This window comes from Streptomyces sp. IBSBF 3136 (genome assembly GCF_036815105.1).
In the GTDB taxonomy this organism is placed as follows: domain Bacteria; phylum Actinomycetota; class Actinomycetes; order Streptomycetales; family Streptomycetaceae; genus Streptomyces.
Genome location: NZ_JAJSZC010000017.1, coordinates 31,783 through 51,444, shown reverse-complemented (window position 1 = coordinate 51,444; position 19,662 = coordinate 31,783). Strand labels below are relative to the sequence as shown.

Here is a 19,662-nt window from a genome sequence, read left to right as displayed (position 1 = left end):
CTCGTTCGTCTCTCTCGCTCAGTCGTCTTCGTTGTCGCCGAAGTCGGGGCGGACGTCCCGGGCGGCCATGATCTCGTCGTTGGAGGTGCCGGCGGCGACCATCGGCCACACCATCGCGTCCTCGTGGACGATGAAGTCGACGACGACCGGGCGGTCGTTGATCGAGTTCGCCTCCTCGATGACCTTGTCCAGGTCCTCCGGGCGCTCGCAGCGGATCGCGTAGCAGCCCATGGCCTCCGACAGTTTCACGAAGTCGGGGACGCGGGTGCCGGCGCTCGGCTGCCTGCCGTCGGCCTCCGGGCCGCTGTGCAGCACGGTGTTGGAGTAGCGCTGGTTGTAGAAGAGGGTCTGCCACTGGCGGACCATCCCGAGGGCGCCGTTGTTGATGATGGCGACCTTGATCGGGATGTTGTTCAGCGCGCAGGTGGTCAGTTCCTGGTTGGTCATCTGGAAGCAGCCGTCGCCGTCGACCGCCCAGACGGTGCGCTCCGGCCGGCCGGCCTTGGCGCCCATGGCGGCCGGGACCGCGTAGCCCATCGTCCCGGCGCCGCCGGAGTTGAGCCAGGTGGCCGGCTGCTCGTACTGGATGAAGTGCGCGGACCACATCTGGTGCTGGCCCACGCCCGCCGCGAAGATGGTGCCCTCCGGGGCGAGCTGCCCGATGCGCTCGATGACCTGCTGCGGGGACAGCGAGCCGTCCGCGGGCTGGTCGTAGCCGAGCGGGTAGGTCTCGCGCCAGCGGTTCAGATCGCTCCACCAGGCGGTGTAGTCGCCCGTGTGGCCCTCGCTGTGCTCCTTCTGCACCGCCTGGACCAGGTCGGCGATGACCTCGCGGGCGTCACCGACGATCGGCACGTCGGCGGCGCGGTTCTTGCCGATCTCGGCCGGGTCGATGTCGGCGTGGACGATCTTGGCGTACGGGGCGAAGCTGTCCAGCTTGCCGGTGACGCGGTCGTCGAAGCGGGCTCCGAGGGCGACGATCAGGTCGGCCTTCTGCAGCGCGGTGACGGCGGTGACCGCACCGTGCATGCCCGGCATCCCCACGTGCTGTGGGTGGCTGTCGGGGAATGCGCCGAGCGCCATCAGGGTGGTGGTGACGGGCGCTCCGGTGAGTTCGGCGAGGACCTTCAGCTCGGCGGTGGCCCGCGCCTTGAGGACGCCGCCGCCGACGTACAGCACGGGCCGCTTGGCGGAGGTGATCAGCTTGGCCGCCTCGCGGATCTGCTTGGCGTGCGGCTTGGTCACCGGTCGGTAGCCGGGCAGGTCCATGGTGGGCGGCCAGGAGAAGGTGGTCTTCGCCTGGAGGGCGTCCTTGGCGATGTCGACCAGGACCGGGCCGGGGCGGCCGGTGGAGGCGATGTGGAACGCCTGGGCGATCACCCGCGGGATGTCCTCGGCCTTGGTGACCAGGAAGTTGTGCTTGGTGACCGGCATGGTGATGCCGACGATGTCCGCTTCCTGGAAGGCGTCGGTGCCGATCGCCTTGGACGCGACCTGGCCGGTGATCGCCACGAGCGGCACCGAGTCCATGTGCGCGTCGGCGATCGGCGTGACCAGGTTGGTGGCACCCGGGCCCGAGGTGGCCATGCAGACGCCGACCTTGCCGGTGGCCTGCGCGTAGCCGGTGGCCGCGTGGCCGGCGCCCTGCTCGTGGCGGACCAGCACGTGGCGGACCCGGGTGGAGTCCATCAGCGGGTCGTACGCCGGCAGGATCGCACCGCCGGGGATACCGAATACCGTCTCAGCGCCGACCTCCTCGAGGGAGCGGATGAGGGACTGCGCACCCGTCACGTGCTCGACGGTGGCGGAGTGCTGTCCTCCGGATCGGGGCCGCGGCTGCGGATGGGCCCCGGTGGCCTGCTCGGTCATCGGCATTCTCTTCTCGATGCTGAGGGTTTTTGCGAGGTTTGGGCGGAGTTCGAGCGCTGCACGAACGGCACTCGTGCAACAAAAAACCCCTCGTGCCGAAAGGCAAGCGAGGGGAGCGCGCCGGTGAGGTCGCTGGGGATTCCGGATCTCCTCCGGTGGGTCCCAGCTCAGCCGACGCGCTGTCCAAGTACGAGAATTCGGGTGCGCATGGAACTGACCCTCCCCCCGGCACGCACCACGTGTCAAGTGGGTGGGACGGGAGTCTCATTATGTGAGCGGAGACCACCGCCACCTCCGATGACGGCGGACACCCCCTGGCTGTACACCCCGCCGCCCCCGCCCGCGAAGGCCGGCTCGGCCGGAGCGTGCGGCACCGGATAATGGCCTGATCCGAGCGCCCGGCGCAGCCGGTACTCGTCCAGCGGCCCCGCGAACGCCATGCCCTGCCCGTGGGTGCAGCCCATGGCGCGCAGCGCGACCACCTGCTCCGGCAGGTCCACGCCCTCGGCGACGGACTGCAGCCCCAGGTCGCCCGCGATGCGCAGCAGCCCGCTGGTGATCTTGTGCAGCCGGGCGGACTCCACCACGCCCTCGACCAGGCCGCGGTCGAGCTTGAGGACGTCCACGGGCAGTCTGCGCAGGGCCGTGATCGCCGCGTAGCCGCTGCCGAAGCCGTCGAGCGCGATCCGCACCCCGAGCCGGCTGAGCGCGGTCAGCCGCCGTTCCAGCTCGTCCAGCGAGGCGGCCCGGGGGTCGGTGTCGGCCAGTTCGACGACCAGCGCGCCGGGCGGCAGTCCGTACCGGGTCAGCAGCGCCTCCACGGAGCCGAGCGGCATCGAGCGGTCCAGCAGCCGCCGGGCGCTCATCCGTACGGTCACCGGCACCGCGGCCCCGGCGGCGGCCCGCTCGGCGGCCTGCTCCACGGCCTCCTGGAGGATCCAGCGGTCCAGTTCGGCGGTCTTGTCGCCGTCCTCGGTCACGCGCAGGAACTCGGCCGGGGTGAACAGCACCCCTTGGGAGGAGCGCCAGCGCGCCTGCGCGGAGACCGACGTGATCCGGCCGTTCTCCAGGCAGACCACCGGCTGGTGCAGCAGCGCGAACTCGCCGTCGTGCAGCGCAGCGCGCAGCCGGGTGGCCAGCTCCGCCTTGCGCACGACGTCCTGCTGCATCTGCGGCTTGTACAGCTCCACGCGGCCCTTGCCCGTCGATTTCGCGCGGTACATGGCGAGGTCGGCGTTGCGCAGCAGTTCGCCCGCGCCGAGGCCCGGTTCCGCGAAGGCGACGCCGATGGAGGCGTTGACCCGGACATCGTTGCCGTCGATGGAGTACGGCTGGGAGAGGGTCGTCCTGAGGCGGTCGGCGAGCTCCAGGATGTTCCGCTCCCGGGCGGCACGGTCGCGGGTGCCGTCCCCGACGATCAGGGCCGCGAACTCGTCGCCGCCGAGCCGGGACGCGGTGTCCCCGTGCCGGACGGCGTCGTGCAGTCTGCGGGCGGCCTGGACGAGCAGTTCGTCTCCCGCCTGGTGCCCGATCGTGTCGTTGACGGCCTTGAAGCCGTCCAGGTCGATGAAGAGGACGGCCGTGCCGCGCAGGGCGGCGCCCCGGTCGGTGGCGCGGCGGCCGGACAGTGCCTGCTGGACGCGCTGGGTGAACAGCGCGCGGTTGGGCAGGTCGGTGAGCGGGTCGTGCTCGGCGTTGTGCTGCAACTGGGCCTGCAGCCGCACCCTTTCGGTCACGTCCCGGCTGTTGAAGATCAGGCCGCCGTGGTGGCGGTTGACGGTGGACTCGACGTTGAGCCAGCCTCCCCCGCTCCCGGCTTCGCCCGGGCGGGAGGCGCCCCCGCCGCCGGACCGGAACCGGCACTCGATGCGCGTGGTCGGCTCCTCGACCGGGCTGGCGGCGAGGAAGCGGCGCACCTCGTGCACCACGCAGCCCAGGTCCTCCGGGTGGATGAGGGCGGCCAGCTCGGTGCCCACCAGGTCCTCGGCGGGCCGTCCGTAGACCCCGGCGGCGGCCGGGGAGACATAGCGCAGGATGCCGTTGGGCGCGGCGATCATGATGACGTCGCTGGAGCCCTGCACCAGGGAGCGGAAGTGGTTCTCCTTCTGCGCCAGTTCCTGGGTGAGGGTGATGTTGTCCAGCAGCATGATGCCCTGGCGCATGACGAGCGCCAGCACGACGCCGCCCGCGGTGATCAGCACCACGTGGTCGGGCCGGCGGCCGTTGAGCACGTTGTAGAGGATGCCCAGGGTGCACACGGCGGCGGCGAGGTACGGGGTGAGCGCGGCGAGCGAGCCGGTGAGCGGCCGTCCGGCCGGGTACCGGACGTGGTCGCCGCCCGGCCCGGGGGCCGGCGGTGCCGGATGGCCCGCGGCGCGCTGTCCGGGCACGTGCTCGTGGACCACGCGCGTGTGGCCGTCCGGCACGTGCCGTTCGGTGTCCGCCGCTCCGGTGCGCCGGGGGGCGGCCCAGGGCGCGTAGGCGAGCAGCAGCGAACCGGCGAACCAGCCCGCGTCCAGCAGTTGCCCGGAGCGGTAGCTGCTGTGCAGCAGCGGCGAGGTGAACAGCGCGTCGCACATCACGGTCAGCGCGAGGGCGCCGATCGCGGTGTTGACCGCTGTGCGGTTGCCCGGGGAGCGGCGGAAGTGCAGCGCGAGCACCATGCTCACGAGCACGATGTCGAGCAGCGGGTACGCCAGGGACAGCGCGGTGTGCGCGACGCTCGGCCCGTCGAACCGGGCCGCCTGGGCGAGCGCGAGGCTCCAGGACAGGGTGAGCAGCGAGCCGCCGATCAGCCAGGCGTCGAGACCGAGGCAGATCCAGCCCGCCCGGGTCACCGGCCGTTTGGCGAGGACCAGCAGGCCCACGATGGCCGGGGGCGCGAAGCACAGGAAGAACAGGTCGGCGTAGCTCGGGCTGGGCACCTGCCGGCCGAGGACGACCTCGTACCACCCCCAGACCGCGTTGCCCAGGGCCGCCATCGCCGAGGAGAGCGCGAACAGCAGCCAGGCGGGCCGGAAGCGGACCCGCGGGCCGCGGGCGTAGAGGAAGCAGGAGACGGCGGCGGTGCCCGCCGCGGCGCTCAGCCCGAAGTCGCCCATGACCAGCGCGACGGCCTGCGAGCCCCAGTCGAAGGTGGACCCGATGGCGTACGCGCCGCAGACCAGGGCGAGGCCGAGTTGGTGGACCAGCCGCGATCCGTCGGCGGCGGCCGGCGGACGGGACGGCAGCGGTGCCCCCGGCAGGTGCGGTGCGCGCAGCCCGCCGTCGAGGGCGGCGGTCGACATGGAAGGCGGCGCGTTCACCGGGGCCTCCCGCTCCGCGCCGGACCAGCGTCGCGCCGGGCCCGCTGCGCCGGGTGCCTCCTGCGGCTGCCCGGCCTGCGGGGGTGGCTGTGATGGCTCGTGTGGTGGCCGCGTCTGCGCGTGGCCGTGCGCCAGGGTCGCCGCCGGCGGCTCCGCCGCGTCGGATCGTTCGTCCATAGGCCGTGCATCGCCCGTCGCCCCCCTCACAAATCTGAAATGTCCATCCCCGGCGCCGAATGGTGAGCGGCGCAGCCCCTGTCGGGACGATACACCAGTATCGTCACTCAGGGACATAGCTTCTCTACGCTCCGTGACGATCACCGTCAAGGCGGACACGTACCGCGTCCGCGAGATCGCGGAGCGTGCCGGAAGCGGATTACTCCCCTGTCGTCAGGATCACGTTCCGCAGGGGTTCCTGGTTCACGAATCGGTGCAACTGGTCCACGAGCAGCCGTTTGGCGCGGGGCAGGAAGGCGGAGCTGGGGCCGCCGACGTGCGGGCTGATGAGCACGCCGGGCGCCTGCCACAGGGGGTGTCCGGGCGGCAGCGGCTCGGGGTCCGTCACGTCCAGGGCAACGGTGAGGCGTCCGGCTCCCAACTCCTTGAGCAGCGCCTCGGTGTCGACGACGGGCCCGCGGGCCACGTTGACGAGCAGGGCACCGTCCTTCATGCGGCCGAGGAACTCCGCGTCGGCCAGACCGTGCGTCTCCTCCGTCAAGGGCGTCGAGAGGATCACGACATCGGCGTCCGGAAGCAGTGAGGGCAATTCGGTGAGCGGATGCACGAGACCGCGCGCTGTGGTGCGCCGGGAGCGCGCGACGCGCGCCACGCGCGCCACTTCGAAGGGCACGAGCCGGTCCTCGATGGCGGCGCCGATGGCGCCGTAGCCGACGATGAGGACGTTCTTGTCGGCCAGGGAAGGATGGAACCGGCTCTGCCAGCGTTCCTCCCGTTGCGCATGGACGAACTCGGGAACTCCGCGCAGGGAGGCGAGGGTCAGGGTCAGGGCGAGCTCGGCCGTGCTCGCCTCGTGCACGCCCCGGGCGTTGCACAGCTGGACGCCGGGCACGATGGAGGACATCCGGGCGGTGATGTCGTCGACGCCGGCCGTGAGCGTCTGGATGACCCGCACCCCCGTCAGCCGCTCCAGCGGACGCACCTTGACCGACCACTTCTTCATGTACGGCACCACGTACAGCACGCAGTCCGCCGGGTCGCCCGGGAACTCCTGGTCACCGTCCGGACCGCCGTCCCAGAACAGGTAGCGGGGCCCTTCGGGGAGCCCCTCGATCTCCTCCGGCGCGATGGGAAGCCACACGTCAGCACTCATGACAGGAGGCTATGTCAGGTGCGCGGATGACCAAGGGTTAGGTTGGTGACCCGGACGAGGGAGGTTCACGGGCACGTGGAGCGCAGGACGATCGGCGCGGGGGCGCTCGCGGTGGGGGCCGTCGGACTCGGGTGCATGCCGATGAGCTGGGCGTACAGCGGTTCCCGGCAGCGGGGCGACGCGTCGCTCAGAACCGTGCACCGGGCACTGGACCTCGGCTCGACCCTGCTGGACACGGCCGACATGTACGGCCCGTTCACCAATGAGCTGCTGCTCGGGCGGGTGCTGAAGGAGCGGCGCCCGGAGGCGTTCGTGTCGACCAAGGTGGGGCTGCTCGTGGGTGAGCAGCACATCGTGGCCAACGGCCGCCCGGGCTATGTGCGGCGGGCCTGCGACGCCTCGCTGCGGCGGCTGCAGACGGACGTGATCGACCTCTACCAGCTGCACCGCGCGGACCCCGAGGTCCCCGTCGAGGAGACCTGGGGCGCGATGGCCGAGCTGGTGCGGGCCGGGAAGGTGCGGGCGCTCGGGCTGTGCGCGGTGGGCGCGCGCGGCGGCCGCCGGTCCGGGTCCCGGCTGCACGACACCACGCTGCGCCAGTTGCAGCGGGTGCAGCAGGTCTTCCCGGTGAGCGCGGTGCAGGCGGAGCTTTCGGTGTGGTCGCAGGAGGCGCTGGACGCGCTGCTGCCCTGGTGCGCGTCGCGGGGCGTGGGCTTCCTGGCGGCGATGCCCCTGGGCAACGGGTTCCTGACCGGCACGCTCACACCGGGCGAGGGGTTCGAGCCGGACGACGTCCGGGCCCGCCATCCCCGGTTCACCGCCGAGATGATGGCCTCCAACCAGCCGATCGTCGCCGGTCTGCGCCGGATCGCCCGCCGGTACGGCGAGGACGTCACCGCCGCCCAGGTGGCCCTCGCCTGGGTGCTCGCCCAGGGCCGTCATGTGATCGCGCTGCCGGGGACCAAGCAGGAGCGCTGGGCCGAGGAGAACGCGGCCGCGGCCGGGCTGCGGCTGTCCGCCGAGGACCTTCTGGAGGTGTCCCGGCTCCCGGCGGCACAGGGTTCCTGGGACTGAGCGACTTCGCGCGGAACGGGAACCCGGGCGGTGTGAGCGGTGTATGAGAGGGAGTAGCCGACGCCTCGAAGGGACCAAGACCGTGCCACGTCGACTTGTGACGGCCGTGCTGGCCGCGACATCGCTCCTGCTGACGGCGGGCTGCTCAGGCGGCGGAAGCCCGCCGGGCGGCGGGGGCATGGGGCCGGTGACCACGACCCCGGGTGGCGCGTCGCCCTCCCGGTCCGCCGGGCCGACTCCGCCGGCCAAGGGTGCGGTGCGGGTGCTGCGCACGGTGGCCGAGGGCCTGAAGTCGCCGTGGGGCCTGGCCCCGCTGCCGGGCGGCGGACTGCTGGTCTCCTCCCGTGACGACGGCACCATCACCCGCATCGACGAAAAGACGGGCCACAAGACCCTGCTGGGCACGGTGTCCGGGGTCTCCGCGGCCGGCGAGGGCGGTCTGCTGGGCATCGCCCTGTCGCCCGGCTTCGCCTCGGACCACATGATCTACGCCTACTTCACCTCGGCCTCGGACAACCGCATCGTCCGGGTGCTGTACGACGAGCACAAGCCTGCGGGTGAGCAACTGGGCGCCCCGGACACGGTGTTCAAGGGCATCCCGAAGGGCTTGATCCACAACGGCGGGCGGATCGCCTTCGGTCCCGACGGGATGCTCTACGCGGGCACCGGCGAGAGCGGCGACCGCGGCCTGGCCCAGGACCGGGAGTCGCTGGGCGGCAAGATCCTGCGGCTGACCCCGGAGGGCGAACCGGCCCCGGGCAACCCGTTCCCGCACTCGCCCGTGTACTCCTACGGCCACCGCAACGTCCAGGGCCTGGCCTGGGACGGTCGACAGCGCCTGTTCGCCTCGGAGTTCGGCCAGGACACCTGGGACGAGCTGAACGCGATCAAGCCCGGCGGCGACTACGGCTGGCCGGACGCCGAGGGCGTGTCCTCCGACTCCCGCTTCATCGACCCCATCGCCCAGTGGCACACCGACGACGCCTCTCCCAGCGGGATCGCCTACGTGGACGGGGTGATCTGGATGGCGGCGCTGAAGGGTCAGCGGCTGTGGCGCATCCCGCTGAACGGCACCAAGGCCTCGGCGGCCCCCCAGGCCTTCCTCACCGGCGAGTACGGCCGGCTGCGCACCGTGGTCCCGGCGGGCGGCGGCAAGGTGTGGCTGGTGACGAGCAACACCGACGGCCGCGGCAAGCCGAAGAAGCCGGACGACCGGGTGCTCGAAGTACAGGTGAGGTAGCCCCAGGGCTCACCCCCGCGCCCGCTGCTCCCCCGGGTCCGCCTCCTCACCCGGATCCGGCGCCCCCTCCTCCTCGGCGGCGGGCTGCCCGGGACGGCGCACCACGACCTTTCCCGAGGCCAGGTCTATGGGGCCGCGGGCGGGATCGGCGTCGCCGACGTCCTCCCGGGTCAGTTCCAGGCGTTTCTGTTCGTCGTGGGTGTGCTTGCGGCCGGGCGCGAACAGTTCCTCGAAGGCGTTGAACACGGCTTCTCCCCCCTGCCGGATTCCTCCAGCGTACGGTCACCCGGCCGCCGGTGCGGCGAGCGTGCCGTCCGGGAACAGTCCCAGCCGGTGCGCCAGCGCCGCCGCCTCCCCCCTGCCCGAGACGCCGAGCTTGGCGAGGATGTTGGAGACGTGGACGCTCGCCGTCTTCGGCGAGATGAACAGTTCCTCGGCTATCTGGCGGTTGGTACGGCCGGCCGACACCAGGCGCAGGACGTCCCGTTCCCGGCTGGTGAGGCCGAGGGCCTCGGCCGGGTCGGCCGGATCGGGGGCCTGCCGCGGGGAGCCGGCCAGGGTCAGACGGGCCCGCTGGGCCAGCCGGGCGACCGCGTCGCCGAGCGGGCGGGCCCCGAGGTGGCCGGCGACGGCGCCGGCCAGCCGCAGCAGTTCCACGGCGCGCTCGCGTCCGTCCTCGCCGCCCTCGGCGAGCAGGCTCTGGGCCAGCCGGTACCGGACGCGGGCGAGGTCGTAGGGGCGGTCGAGGCACTCGAACGCGGCGACCACCCGGGACCAGACCTCGGCGGTGTCCCGGCCCTCGGCGCGGTGCAGTTCGGCCTGGACCCACTGCTGGTGGGCCTGCCACAGGGGTGCGCCGGTGGTGACTGCCCGGGCGGTCTCGCGCAGCCGGTCGAGGATCTCGGCGCGGCCGTCCGCGGCGGCGGGCAGGGTGCGGGCTTCGGCCTCGGCGATGGCGGCCGCCAGCAGCAGGAGCCAGGCGTAGCGCTGGGTGCCGGGCGGGAAGCCCGCGTCCAGGGCGGTGCCCAGCTCGGCGCGGGCGTCGAGGATGCGGCCCTCCGCGGCGGCGACGCCGATGGCGACGCGGACCACCCGCAGGGACTCCTGGGGCACGGGGTCGTGGCAGCCGTAGCGGGCGCCGGCGGTCTCCAGGTGCCGGGCCGCCTCGGCGAGGTCGCCCCGCGCGAGCGCGAGCTGGGCGAGGCGCAGGGAGCCCGCGCCCTGGGGCTTGGCGCTGTGGCCCACGCGCAGCGCGTGGTCCGCGGCGTCGGCGGCCTCGGTCCACCTGCCCAGTGTGTACAGCGAGTCGGAGAGGTTGCCCCAGACCCAGGCCTCGGTGTCCAGCAGTCCGAACTCGCGGGCGAAGGCCGTCCCCTCGCGCAACAGGGGCACGGCCTCGCGGGAGCGGCCGACCGCCTGCAACGCGGACGGCAGGTTCACGAAGGCCCGGCCCGCCACGCTCCGCACGCCTTCGCGGAGCGCGTCCTCCTTCACCCGGGACATCTCCGCCAGTCCGGCCTCGGTGTCGCCGGCGTCGACCATGAGGCCGCCGAGGGTGAGGCGGGCGTTGAGCTCGATCTCCCGGGCGCCGACCATGCGCGCGTACTCGACGGCCCGCTCGGCGGCGGCGAAGGCCTCGGGTCCGGGCCGGTGCAGCATGGACCAACCGGCGGCCTCCGCCAGTACCTCGGCGTGCACCTCCGAGGGCGGCAGGCCGCGTACCAGCTCCTGGGCGGTGGACAGTTCCGGCCATCCGTCGCCGCGGGCCAGGGCCTGGACGACCCGGGAGCGCTGCACCCAGAACCAGGCGGCGCGCAGCGGGTCCGGCTCCTCCTCCAGCAGGCGCAGGGCGCGCTTGATGATTTTGAGCGCGCGTTCGCGTTCCCCTGCGAAGCGGCCCGCGGCCGCCGCCTCCGCCATCAGGTCGAGGTAGCGCAGCGGGGTGGTCGCCGGGTCGCAGCCGCAGGGCGGGTAGACGTCGGTGTAGTCCACCGGGCGCAGGGCGTCGCGAACCTCCGCGGGAGCGGTGTCCCACAGCTCCATCGCGCGTTCCAGGAAACGCAGTTGCTCGGTGTACGCATGCCTGCGGCGGGTCACCACGGAGGCGTCGAGGACCGCGGGCAGGGCCCGGGCCGGGTCGTGGGCGTGGTACCAGTAGCCGGCCAGCCGGACCACGCGTTCGTCGGCGGGGACGAGCGTGGGGTCGGCCTCCAGGGCCTCGGCGTAGCGGCGGTTGAGCCGGGAGCGTTCGCCGGGCAGCAGGTCGTCGGCGACGGCCTCGCGGACCAGGGCGTGCCGGAAGCGGTAGCCGTCGCCGTCCGGGGTCGCGGTCAGGATGTTGGCGCCGACGGCGGCCCGCAGCGCCTCGATGAGGTCGTCCTCGGTGAGCCCGGCGACGGCGGCGATGAGCCCGTACTCCACGGTGGAGCCGCCCTCGGCGGCGATCCGGGCGACCCGCTGGGTCCGCTCGGGCAGCGCCTCGACCCGGACCAGGAGCAGGTCGCGCAGGGAGTCGGTGAGTCCGGTGCAGCAGCCTTCGCCCGCGGCGACGGCGAGTTCCTCGACGAAGAAGGCGTTGCCGTCGGAGCGTTCGAAGATCTCGTCGACCTGGGCGGGGTCGGGTTCGGTGGCGAGGATGCCGGCGATCTGGCGGGCGACCTCGGCACGGGTGAAGCGGGCCAGTTCCAGGCGGCGGACGGTGCGCAGCCGGTCGAGTTCGGCGAGCAGGGGGCGCAGCGGGTGGCGGCGGTGGACGTCGTCGGCGCGGTAGGTGGCCAGGACGAGGAGGCGGCCGGTGCGCAGGGTGCGGAAGAGGTAGGCGAGGAGGTGCCGGGTGGAGGCGTCGGCCCAGTGCAGGTCCTCCAGGACGAGCACCACCGTGTGCGCGGCGGCGACCCGCTCCAGCAGCCGGGCGGTGAGTTCGAACAGGCGGGCCGTGCCGCGTTCGTCGTGGCGGCCGGGGCCGGCCTCGCCGAGTTCGGGCAGCAGCCGGGACAGTTCCTCCTCCTGTCCGGCCACGGCGGCGGCGAACTCCTCGGGCAGGGCGTCGCGCAGGACGCGCAGCGCGGTGGAGAAGGGGGCGAACGGCAGCCCGTCGGCCCCGATCTCCACGCAGCCGCCCACGGCGACGGCGGCGGCACGGCGGCAGGCGGCCGCGGCGAACTCCTCGACGAGGCGGGTCTTGCCCACGCCGGCCTCACCGCCGAGCAGCAGCGCCTGGGGCTCTCCCGCGGCGGCACGGGCGAGCGCGTCGTTCAAGGTGGCCAACTCGGCGGTGCGGCCGACGAACACGGGACTGACGGACCTGGTCTCCACAGGCCCGAGCATCGCACGAGGTCCGGAGCGCGCGGCACCTGTTTTCCACAGGTCAGGTGTGATCGTCGTACCGACGGGCGGCAGGGCCGGGCCCTCCTCGGTGCGAGGTGCCCGGCCCTGGCCCCGCGGGTGGCCGACCCCCGTACGGCCGCCCGCCACCGCCCGGCTCCTCACGCGGTGCGCGGGAGCCGGTGTCCGCGCGGGCGGTCGGTATGGGTCTCGGCCTCGGGGGCGCTGCGCAGGGCGGCCGCCGCGCGCCGGGCGGCGCGGCCGGTGCGGGAGACCTCGCGGGCCAGTCGCTCCCGCGCGGCCTCGCGGCGCAGTTCGGCGGAGCGCATCCGGTGCAGGTCGAGCTCGTACATGGCGTGTCCTTCGGGTGAGGCGGTCTTCGTGCTTCGCTTTCCGCGATGCCTCCACCTTCGTCTCCCAGGGGGGTGCGCCACATCGGGAGACTTCCGCATCTTGGGCCGGTCCCCGGGCCGCGGGCACGCGTAAGGGGCCTCAGGGACTCCGTAAGGCGGGTACGGATTCCCTAAGGCCCCCGGGGACCTGCGGTTTCTCAGCCGGTCGAGGGCAGCGCCAGCAGTGCGTCCGAGTACTTCAGGACGGCCAGCAGCAGCCCGACGACGCCGAGCGAGACGCCCGCCCAGGCGACCGACCTGATCCAGGCGGCCTGCGGGCGGCCGGGGGTGCCGAACGCGGGCCGGACCAGCACGACCACGCCGACGGCGAGCGCGGCCAGCGCGAACAGGCCGGCCCACAGCGCGGTGGTGTGCCAGGCGTCGCCGTAGACCTCCTTGATCTGCTTGCCGACGCTCGCCCCGGACGAGGTCCGGAGCTGTCCGACGAGGGTCTCGCGGGCTGCGGCGACGGTGCCGATCCAGCCACCGTTGAGCGAGATCACGCCCAGCGCGGCGGAGACGACGGCGCCCGCTCCCTGGCCGACGCCGGGTGTCTTCTCCCGGGCTGCTCCGGACGGCGCACCGCGCTCGGCGCCCTCCGCGCCGTCGGCCCCGGTGGCGGCCTCCTGCGTCCCCGTCCCCGTCGCCCGCGCCTCGTCCTCGGGGTTCGCGGCGGCCTCCTGCCCCGCCCGCTCGTCGTCGGTCCTGCTCACGTCCGATGTCTTCGTTGCCATGCCCGGCACCGTACGGACGCTCTCTGAGAGCTCCCTTAACGGCCGTCGCGGGCGCCGCCCGCGCGGGCCGACCGCCACTCGGGGGCCAGCAGCGCCCAGATCTCGGTGTCCGTGCGCACGCCCCGGTGCGGGTGGTTCTCCCGGAGCACGCCCTCCCGGGTCATGCCGAGCCGTCGCGCCACGTTGAGGCTGCCCTCGTTCGCGGAGGAGGCGTGCCACTCCACCCGGTGCATGCCGCGCTCGTCGAACGCCCAGTCCAGCAGCAACCGCATGCCGCGGGTGACGAGTCCGCGCCCGGCCGCCGCGGGCTCCAGCCAGCAGCCGGCCTCGCAGACGCCGCTCGGGGTGTCCCAGACCCGGAACAGCACACCGCCCACCAGCCGCCCGTCGAGCCAGATGCCGTGCAGGCCGCCCGCGTCGGCGGCGCGCTTGTCCGCGTAGGAGCGGAGCCAGGCGCGGGCGCCGTCCAGGTCGCCCACCACGTCCGCGAGGCCGATGTGGCGGCCGATGAACTCGCGTCCCCGGTCGATGTTGGCGAGCAGGTCGGCCGCGTGCCAGACCTCCAGGGGCCGCAGTTCGGCGCCGTCGCCACCCAGGGATGTCGCGTACATCGCGCTCCCGCTCCTCTCGCGTTCTCCCCGGTTCCTCCACCGGGACCTGGCCGAGCCTCTCACGGGTCAGTCGAACTGGTCTCCGACGGCCATGACCGTCGCCCCGGCGATCAGCAGCCACAGGGCCCGGCGGGTACGGCCCCGCAGGCCGAGGACGGCGGCGAGGGCGCACAGGGCGGCGCCGAGGGCGTAGGCGGCGGGCACGAGGGCGGGGGCGGAGCCGGTGAGACGCAGCAGCGAGGCCGCGAGCCCGGCCAGGGACAGCAGCGCTCCGGTGCCGAAGGCGGTCCAGCGGGCACGGCGGGCGCCCTGGGCGGGGTCCGCCGTGTCCTCCGCTCCGGTTATGGCGGGTCCGGTGCCGGAATCGATGCGTCCACTCATGGCGGGCGAGCGTAGCGGCTCCGGGACCGGACACGGGTACGGCCCCGGAGGGCATGCCTCCGGGGCCGTACGGGAGCGGGGACTCAGCCCTCGCTCACCCCCAGCTTCTCCAGGATCAGCTCCTTGACGCGGGCCGCGTCGGCCTGGCCGCGGGTGGCCTTCATGACCGCGCCGACCAGGGCGCCGGCCGCGGCCACCTTGCCACCGCGGATCTTGTCCGCGATGCCCGGGTTGCCGGCGATGGCCTCGTCGACGGCCGTGCCGAGCGCCGAGTCGTCGGAGACCACCTTGAGGCCGCGCTTGTCGACGACCTCGTCCGGGGTGCCCTCGCCGGCGAGGACGCCCTCGATGACCTGGCGGGCCAGCTTGTCGTTCAGGTCGCCCTTGGTGACCAGCTCGGTCACCCGGGCCACCTGCGCCGGGGTGATCGGCAGCTCGTCCAGCGCCTTGCCGGACTCGTTGGCGCTGCGCGCCAGTTCACCCATCCACCACTTGCGGGCGGAGGCCGCGTCGGCACCGGCGTCGATCGTCGCGACGATCAGGTCCAGCGCGCCGGCGTTGGTGATGGACTGCATGTCGGTGGCGGAGACGCCCCACTCGGCGAGCAGCCGGGTGCGGCGGGCCAGCGGCAGCTCGGGGAGCGCCGCGCGGATCTCCTCGACCCACTCGCGGGAGGGGGCCACCGGGACGAGGTCAGGCTCCGGGAAGTACCGGTAGTCCTCGGCCTCCTCCTTCACGCGGCCCGAGGTCGTGGACCCGGTGTCCTCGTGGAAGTGGCGGGTCTCCTGGACGATCGTGCCGCCCGAGGACAGCACGGCCGCGTGCCGCTGGATCTCGAAGCGGGCCGCACGCTCCACCGAGCGCAGCGAGTTGACGTTCTTCGTCTCGGAGCGCGTGCCGAACTTCTCGGTGCCGTGCGGGCGCAGCGAGAGGTTCACGTCGCAGCGCATCTGGCCCATCTCCATGCGGGCCTCGGAGACGCCGAGCGCCCTGATGAGCTCGCGCAGCTCGCGGACGTACGCGCGGGCGACCTCGGGAGCGCGCTCGCCCGCGCCCTCGATCGGCTTGGTGACGATCTCGATGAGCGGGATGCCGGCGCGGTTGTAGTCCAGCAGGGAGTGGGACGCGCCGTGGATACGGCCGGTGGCGCCGCCGACGTGCGTCGACTTGCCGGTGTCCTCCTCCATGTGGGCGCGCTCGATCTGCACGCGGAAGGTCTCGCCGTCCTCCAGCTGCACGTCGAGGTAACCGTCGAAGGCGATCGGCTCGTCGTACTGGGAGGTCTGGAAGTTCTTCGGCATGTCCGGATAGAAGTAGTTCTTCCGGGCGAAGCGGCACCACTCGGCGATCTCGCAGTTCAGCGCGAGACCGATCTTGATCGCGGACTCCACGCCGGTCGCGTTGACGACCGGCAGCGCGCCCGGCAGGCCGAGGCAGACGGGGCAGGTCTGGGTGTTCGGGTCGGCGCCGAGCGCCGTCGAACAGCCGCAGAACATCTTGGTCTTGGTGCCGAGTTCGACATGGACCTCAAGGCCCATGACGGGGTCGTACGACGCCAGCGCGTCCTCGTACGACACCAGGTCGGTCGTGATGGTCACGGTGAAAACTTCCCTCTCAGCCCAGCAGGACGTCGTCGTCGCCCAGCCGCTTCAGCTCGCGGTAGAGGATGGCGAGGCCGGTGACGATCGCGACGGCGGACACGGTGGCGTCGATCAGCCGCAGCGTGTCCTGCTCGGCGCGCGCCTTCTTGATCTGCTTGGCCACACCGAACGCGCCGAACGCGGTCCCGGCCATCGACAGGTACGTGCCGGACTTCGACTTCTTGAAGCCCTTGGCCTTGTTCAGTGCACTCACAGCGACGGAGCCTCCTCGAGCAGCGGGTGCCCCCACCTTTCCACGAAGGCGGCCTCGACGGCGGCACCCACCCTGTACAGGCGGTCGTCCTTCAGGGCCGGGGCGATGATCTGCAGACCCACCGGGAGGTTGTCCTCCGGGGCCAGGCCGCAGGGCAGCGACATGGCCGCGTTGCCCGCCAGGTTGGTGGGGATGGTGCACAGGTCGGCCAGGTACATGGCCATCGGGTCGTCCGCGCGCTCGCCGATCGCGAAGGCGGTGGTCGGGGTCGTCGGGGAGACGATCACGTCGACCTGCTCGAACGCCTTCTCGAAGTCGCGCGTGATGAGCGTGCGGACCTTCTGCGCGGAGCCGTAGTAGGCGTCGTAGTAGCCGCTCGACAGGGCGTAGGTGCCGAGCATGACGCGCCGCTTGACCTCCGGGCCGAAGCCCGCCTCACGGGTGAGGGAGGTCACCTCCTCGGCCGAGTGGCTGCCGTCGTCGCCGACCCGCAGGCCGTAGCGCAGGCCGTCGAAGCGCGCGAGGTTGGAGGAGCACTCGGAGGGGGCGATCAGGTAGTACGCCGACAGGGCGAGGTCGAAGGACGGGCAGTCCAGCTCGACGATCTCGGCGCCCAGCTCCTTGAGCAGCGCGACGGACTCGTCGAAGCGCTGGACGACGCCGGCCTGGTAGCCCTCGCCGCGGAACTGCTTGACCACGCCGACTCGCATGCCGGCGACGCTGCCGTTGCGCGCGGCCTCGACCACCGGCGGCACGGGGGCGTCGATGGAGGTGGAGTCCAGCGGGTCGTGCCCGGCGATGACCTCGTGCAGCAGGGCCGCGTCCAGGACCGTGCGGGCGCAGGGGCCGCCCTGGTCGAGGGAGGAGGAGAACGCCACCATGCCGAAGCGGGAGACCGCGCCGTACGTCGGCTTCACGCCGACGGTGCCGGTGACGGCGGCCGGCTGGCGGATCGAGCCGCCGGTGTCGGTGCCGATGGCGAGCGGGGCCTGGTAGGAGGCGAGCGCGGCGGAGGAACCGCCACCGGAGCCGCCGGGGATCTTGGTCAGGTCCCAGGGGTTGCCGGTCGGGCCGTAGGCGCTGTTCTCGGTGGAGGACCCCATGGCGAACTCGTCCATGTTGGTCTTGCCGAGGATGATCACGTCGGCGGCCTTCAGCCGCTTGGTGAGCGTCGCGTCGTACGGCGGGATCCAGCCCTCGAGGATCTTGGAGCCGACGGTGGTCGGCACGCCCTCGGTGGTGAAGATGTCCTTGAGCGCGAGCGGGACGCCGGCCAGCGGGCCGAGCTTCTCGCCGCGGGCCCGCTTCTCGTCCACGGCGCGCGCCTGGGCGAGGGCGCCCTCGCGGTCGACGTGCAGGAAGGCGTGGACCTTCTCGTCCACGGCCTCGATGCGGGCGAGGTGGGCTTCGGTGACCTCGACGGCCGTGAGTTCGCCCGCGGCGATCCTCTCGGCGATCTGCGCGGCCGTGAGCTTGATGATGTTGCTGTCCGTCATGGTGGTCACTCCTCACCCAGGATCTGCGGCACCTTGAAACGCTGCTGCTCCTGGGCCGGGGCGCCGGAGAGCGCCTGCTCGGGGGTGAGCGAGGGACGGACCTCGTCCGGCCGCATGACGTTCGTCAGCGGGAGCGGGTGCGAGGTCGGCGGTACGTCTTGGTCGGCGACCTCACTGACGCGGGCGACCGCGCCGATGATGTCGTCGAGCTGTCCCGCGAAGTGGTCGAGTTCTTCGGGCTTCAGCTCCAGACGCGCCAGCCGGGCGAGGTGGGCGACCTCCTCGCGCGTGATGCCAGGCATGCAGCGATCCTCTGGGGTGAGAGTTTGCGGTTTTGGGCTGGCCCCAATCCTATGGGGCCGGAGCGGGTGCCCGTGAAACGGTTTGCCCCGCCCCGCCCCGTGGCGCCGCTCAGCCGTGCCGTCCGTCCCAGGCCGCGCTGCGCAGGAAGTGGTTGTCGTACAGCTCCTGGACCTCCAGGAGACTGTCCGGGGTGACCTCTCCGAGGGCGACGCGCCGCAGGTGGCGGAAGTACTCGAAGCGCTCGACGCCCGGGGTGAGGACGATGAGCAGGTCGGCGTCGGCTCCGGGCACGGCGGCGAAGGCGTGCGGCCGGCCTGGAGGGACGACGACCAGGTCACCGGGGCCGGCGGTGACGACGTCGTCGCCGGAGAGGATCTCGGCGGCGCCGTCGAGCAGGAAGAACATCTCGGCGGAGTTGTCGTGCCAGTGCGGCTTGGCGCCGTCGGCGCCCGCCCTGAGGGTGACGCGCTGGGTGGACAGGGCTCCGCCGGTCCGGCTGCTGTCGGCCAGCAGGCGCACGGTGGTGGGCGCGCGGCCGACCACCTCGGCCTCGGCCTCGCGGACGATCACGGTCTCGTCGAACTTCGGAACGAACAGCGACATCTGCTTGGACCCCCGGTGCTGGTGCGGACGTGTACAGACGAGCACGGACGAGCACGGACGAGTACGGACGTGGTCGGACGGGTGCCGAGGCGGTCAGACGAGGAAGAGCAACGCGGCGCTGATCAGGACGACGACCGCGGTGGCGAAGTGGACCCCGAAGGCGACGGCCTTGGCGCCGCCGTTGCGCAGCACTATCAGTGTGTCGCCGAGCGGGACGAGAGCCACGGCGAGCATGAACCAGGCCTCGGCGTGCGCGCCGGCGAAGGCGAGCAGCGCGAGCCCCACCACGCCGAAGGCGCCGTCCCGCGAGCCCTTGACGGTGAGGTAGGCGCCGGCGTCGCCGCCGGGGTCGGCCGGGACGCCGTAGCCGGCGGCCGCGGCACCGGGCTGGAACAGGAACCGGTAGCCGAGGAACAGGCAGAACAGGTCGAGCACGACGGCCAGGGTGTACGCGGTGACGGTCATTCCCACTCCTTGCTAGCAGCGCTAGATGCAAGAGCGAAGCTAGCAGAGCGTCGACAGAATGGCTAGCACCGCTAGAATCGCGACCATGTCGATCCAGCGGCGCCGTGAGCGCGAACGAGCGGAACGCGAGCGGCTGATCGTCACGGCCGCGCTGAAACTGGCGGAGGCGGAGGGCTGGGACGCGGTGACCACACGCCGGCTGGCCGCCGGGATCGAGTACAGCCAGCCGGTGCTCTACAGCCACTTCAGGGGCAAGGACGCGATCATGGCGGCGGTCGCGGTGCGGGGCTGCGCGGACCTGGCCGTGGAGCTGCGGGCGGCGCGCTCGGCGGTACGGGGGGTGCGGGAGTCACTGGCGGCGGTGGCGGAGACGTACACGTCCTTCGCCCGGCGCCGGGCCGCCCTCTACGACGCGATGTTCACCCACCTGGTGGACCTGCCCTTCGCGACGGACGGGCCACCGGCACCGCTGCGGGAGGCGTTCGGGGAGCTGCTGGGCGTGGTGGAACCGGTCGCGGCCGGGGGCGAGGAACCGGTCCCGCTGACGGAGACGTTCTGGGCGGCCCTGCACGGCCTGGCGACGCTCACGAGGAGCGGCAGGCTCCCGGAGGAGGCGCACGACAGGAGGCTGGGGCTGCTGATCGACCACTTCACGCGCGGCTGACCGGAGGCGGCGGGTGA

Annotated in this window: 18 protein-coding genes; 3 read left to right on the top strand and 15 right to left on the bottom strand. The window is 72.8% G+C overall.

Annotation, left to right across the window (positions count from 1 at the left end; genetic code table 11):
• Positions 1-18 precede the first annotated feature (18 nt).
• From V7E45_RS06170 to V7E45_RS06160, 3 genes are all read right to left on the bottom strand, one after another.
• On the bottom strand, positions 19-1,869 hold the full coding sequence (locus V7E45_RS06170) for an acetolactate synthase large subunit (protein WP_333773049.1): 1,851 nt from the start codon (positions 1,867-1,869) through the stop codon (positions 19-21).
• A gap of 242 nt (positions 1,870-2,111) precedes the next feature.
• On the bottom strand, positions 2,112-5,174 hold the full coding sequence (locus tag V7E45_RS06165; protein ID WP_333773060.1) for a putative bifunctional diguanylate cyclase/phosphodiesterase: 3,063 nt from the start codon (positions 5,172-5,174) through the stop codon (positions 2,112-2,114).
• A 376-nt stretch (positions 5,175-5,550) separates the two neighbouring features.
• The gene (locus V7E45_RS06160; RefSeq protein ID WP_333773048.1) at positions 5,551-6,504 is read right to left on the bottom strand and encodes a 2-hydroxyacid dehydrogenase; all 954 of its coding nucleotides are present in this window, start codon (positions 6,502-6,504) and stop codon (positions 5,551-5,553) included.
• Positions 6,505-6,579: 75 nt separating this feature from the next.
• Here V7E45_RS06160 and V7E45_RS06155 point away from each other — a divergent pair, with 75 nt between their 5' ends.
• Positions 6,580-7,578 carry an aldo/keto reductase gene (locus V7E45_RS06155; RefSeq protein ID WP_333773047.1) on the top strand — a complete coding sequence of 333 codons (999 nt, stop codon included), beginning with the start codon at positions 6,580-6,582 and terminating at the stop codon, positions 7,576-7,578.
• Between the two features lie 43 nt (positions 7,579-7,621).
• Positions 7,622-8,818 carry a PQQ-dependent sugar dehydrogenase gene (locus V7E45_RS06150; protein ID WP_333773046.1) on the top strand — a complete coding sequence of 399 codons (1,197 nt, stop codon included), beginning with the start codon at positions 7,622-7,624 and terminating at the stop codon, positions 8,816-8,818.
• 9 nt (positions 8,819-8,827) lie between these two features.
• On the opposite strand, the gene V7E45_RS06145 is transcribed toward V7E45_RS06150, so the two are convergent.
• The 12 genes from V7E45_RS06145 to V7E45_RS06090 all read right to left on the bottom strand — a co-directional run bounded on the left by V7E45_RS06145 (position 8,828) and on the right by V7E45_RS06090 (position 18,981).
• Positions 8,828-9,064: a DUF6191 domain-containing protein gene (locus V7E45_RS06145; protein ID WP_333773045.1), complete on the bottom strand. Its 237-nt coding sequence runs from the start codon at positions 9,062-9,064 to the stop codon at positions 8,828-8,830.
• A gap of 36 nt (positions 9,065-9,100) precedes the next feature.
• Positions 9,101-12,145, bottom strand: coding sequence for a helix-turn-helix transcriptional regulator (locus V7E45_RS06140; protein ID WP_333773044.1), 3,045 nt, complete (start codon positions 12,143-12,145; stop codon positions 9,101-9,103).
• A 158-nt stretch (positions 12,146-12,303) separates the two neighbouring features.
• The gene (locus tag V7E45_RS06135; protein WP_333773043.1) at positions 12,304-12,495 is read right to left on the bottom strand and encodes a hypothetical protein; all 192 of its coding nucleotides are present in this window, start codon (positions 12,493-12,495) and stop codon (positions 12,304-12,306) included.
• 197 nt (positions 12,496-12,692) lie between these two features.
• Positions 12,693-13,268 (bottom strand): hypothetical protein, encoded by a 576-nt coding sequence (locus V7E45_RS06130; RefSeq protein ID WP_333773042.1) that lies wholly within the window; start codon positions 13,266-13,268, stop codon positions 12,693-12,695.
• A 35-nt stretch (positions 13,269-13,303) separates the two neighbouring features.
• Positions 13,304-13,879 carry a GNAT family N-acetyltransferase gene (locus tag V7E45_RS06125; RefSeq protein ID WP_333773041.1) on the bottom strand — a complete coding sequence of 192 codons (576 nt, stop codon included), beginning with the start codon at positions 13,877-13,879 and terminating at the stop codon, positions 13,304-13,306.
• A 66-nt stretch (positions 13,880-13,945) separates the two neighbouring features.
• Positions 13,946-14,260: a hypothetical protein gene (locus V7E45_RS06120; protein WP_333773040.1), complete on the bottom strand. Its 315-nt coding sequence runs from the start codon at positions 14,258-14,260 to the stop codon at positions 13,946-13,948.
• Between the two features lie 83 nt (positions 14,261-14,343).
• Complete coding sequence (gatB, locus tag V7E45_RS06115) at positions 14,344-15,858, bottom strand: Asp-tRNA(Asn)/Glu-tRNA(Gln) amidotransferase subunit GatB (RefSeq protein WP_333773039.1); 1,515 nt, start codon at positions 15,856-15,858, stop codon at positions 14,344-14,346.
• A gap of 16 nt (positions 15,859-15,874) precedes the next feature.
• Positions 15,875-16,114 carry a hypothetical protein gene (locus tag V7E45_RS06110; RefSeq protein WP_190018530.1) on the bottom strand — a complete coding sequence of 80 codons (240 nt, stop codon included), beginning with the start codon at positions 16,112-16,114 and terminating at the stop codon, positions 15,875-15,877.
• Positions 16,111-17,610 (bottom strand): Asp-tRNA(Asn)/Glu-tRNA(Gln) amidotransferase subunit GatA, encoded by a 1,500-nt coding sequence (gatA, locus tag V7E45_RS06105; RefSeq protein WP_333773038.1) that lies wholly within the window; start codon positions 17,608-17,610, stop codon positions 16,111-16,113. The genes V7E45_RS06110 and gatA overlap by 4 nt, the downstream gene beginning before the upstream one ends.
• A gap of 5 nt (positions 17,611-17,615) precedes the next feature.
• Positions 17,616-17,912: an Asp-tRNA(Asn)/Glu-tRNA(Gln) amidotransferase subunit GatC gene (gatC, locus tag V7E45_RS06100; RefSeq protein WP_004925108.1), complete on the bottom strand. Its 297-nt coding sequence runs from the start codon at positions 17,910-17,912 to the stop codon at positions 17,616-17,618.
• A 109-nt stretch (positions 17,913-18,021) separates the two neighbouring features.
• The gene (locus V7E45_RS06095; RefSeq protein ID WP_333773037.1) at positions 18,022-18,516 is read right to left on the bottom strand and encodes a cupin domain-containing protein; all 495 of its coding nucleotides are present in this window, start codon (positions 18,514-18,516) and stop codon (positions 18,022-18,024) included.
• A 93-nt stretch (positions 18,517-18,609) separates the two neighbouring features.
• Positions 18,610-18,981, bottom strand: coding sequence for a DUF4267 domain-containing protein (locus tag V7E45_RS06090; RefSeq protein ID WP_333773036.1), 372 nt, complete (start codon positions 18,979-18,981; stop codon positions 18,610-18,612).
• An 85-nt stretch (positions 18,982-19,066) separates the two neighbouring features.
• Here V7E45_RS06090 and V7E45_RS06085 point away from each other — a divergent pair, with 85 nt between their 5' ends.
• On the top strand, positions 19,067-19,645 hold the full coding sequence (locus V7E45_RS06085; RefSeq protein WP_333773035.1) for a TetR/AcrR family transcriptional regulator: 579 nt from the start codon (positions 19,067-19,069) through the stop codon (positions 19,643-19,645).
• The last annotated feature ends 17 nt before the right edge of the window (positions 19,646-19,662 follow it).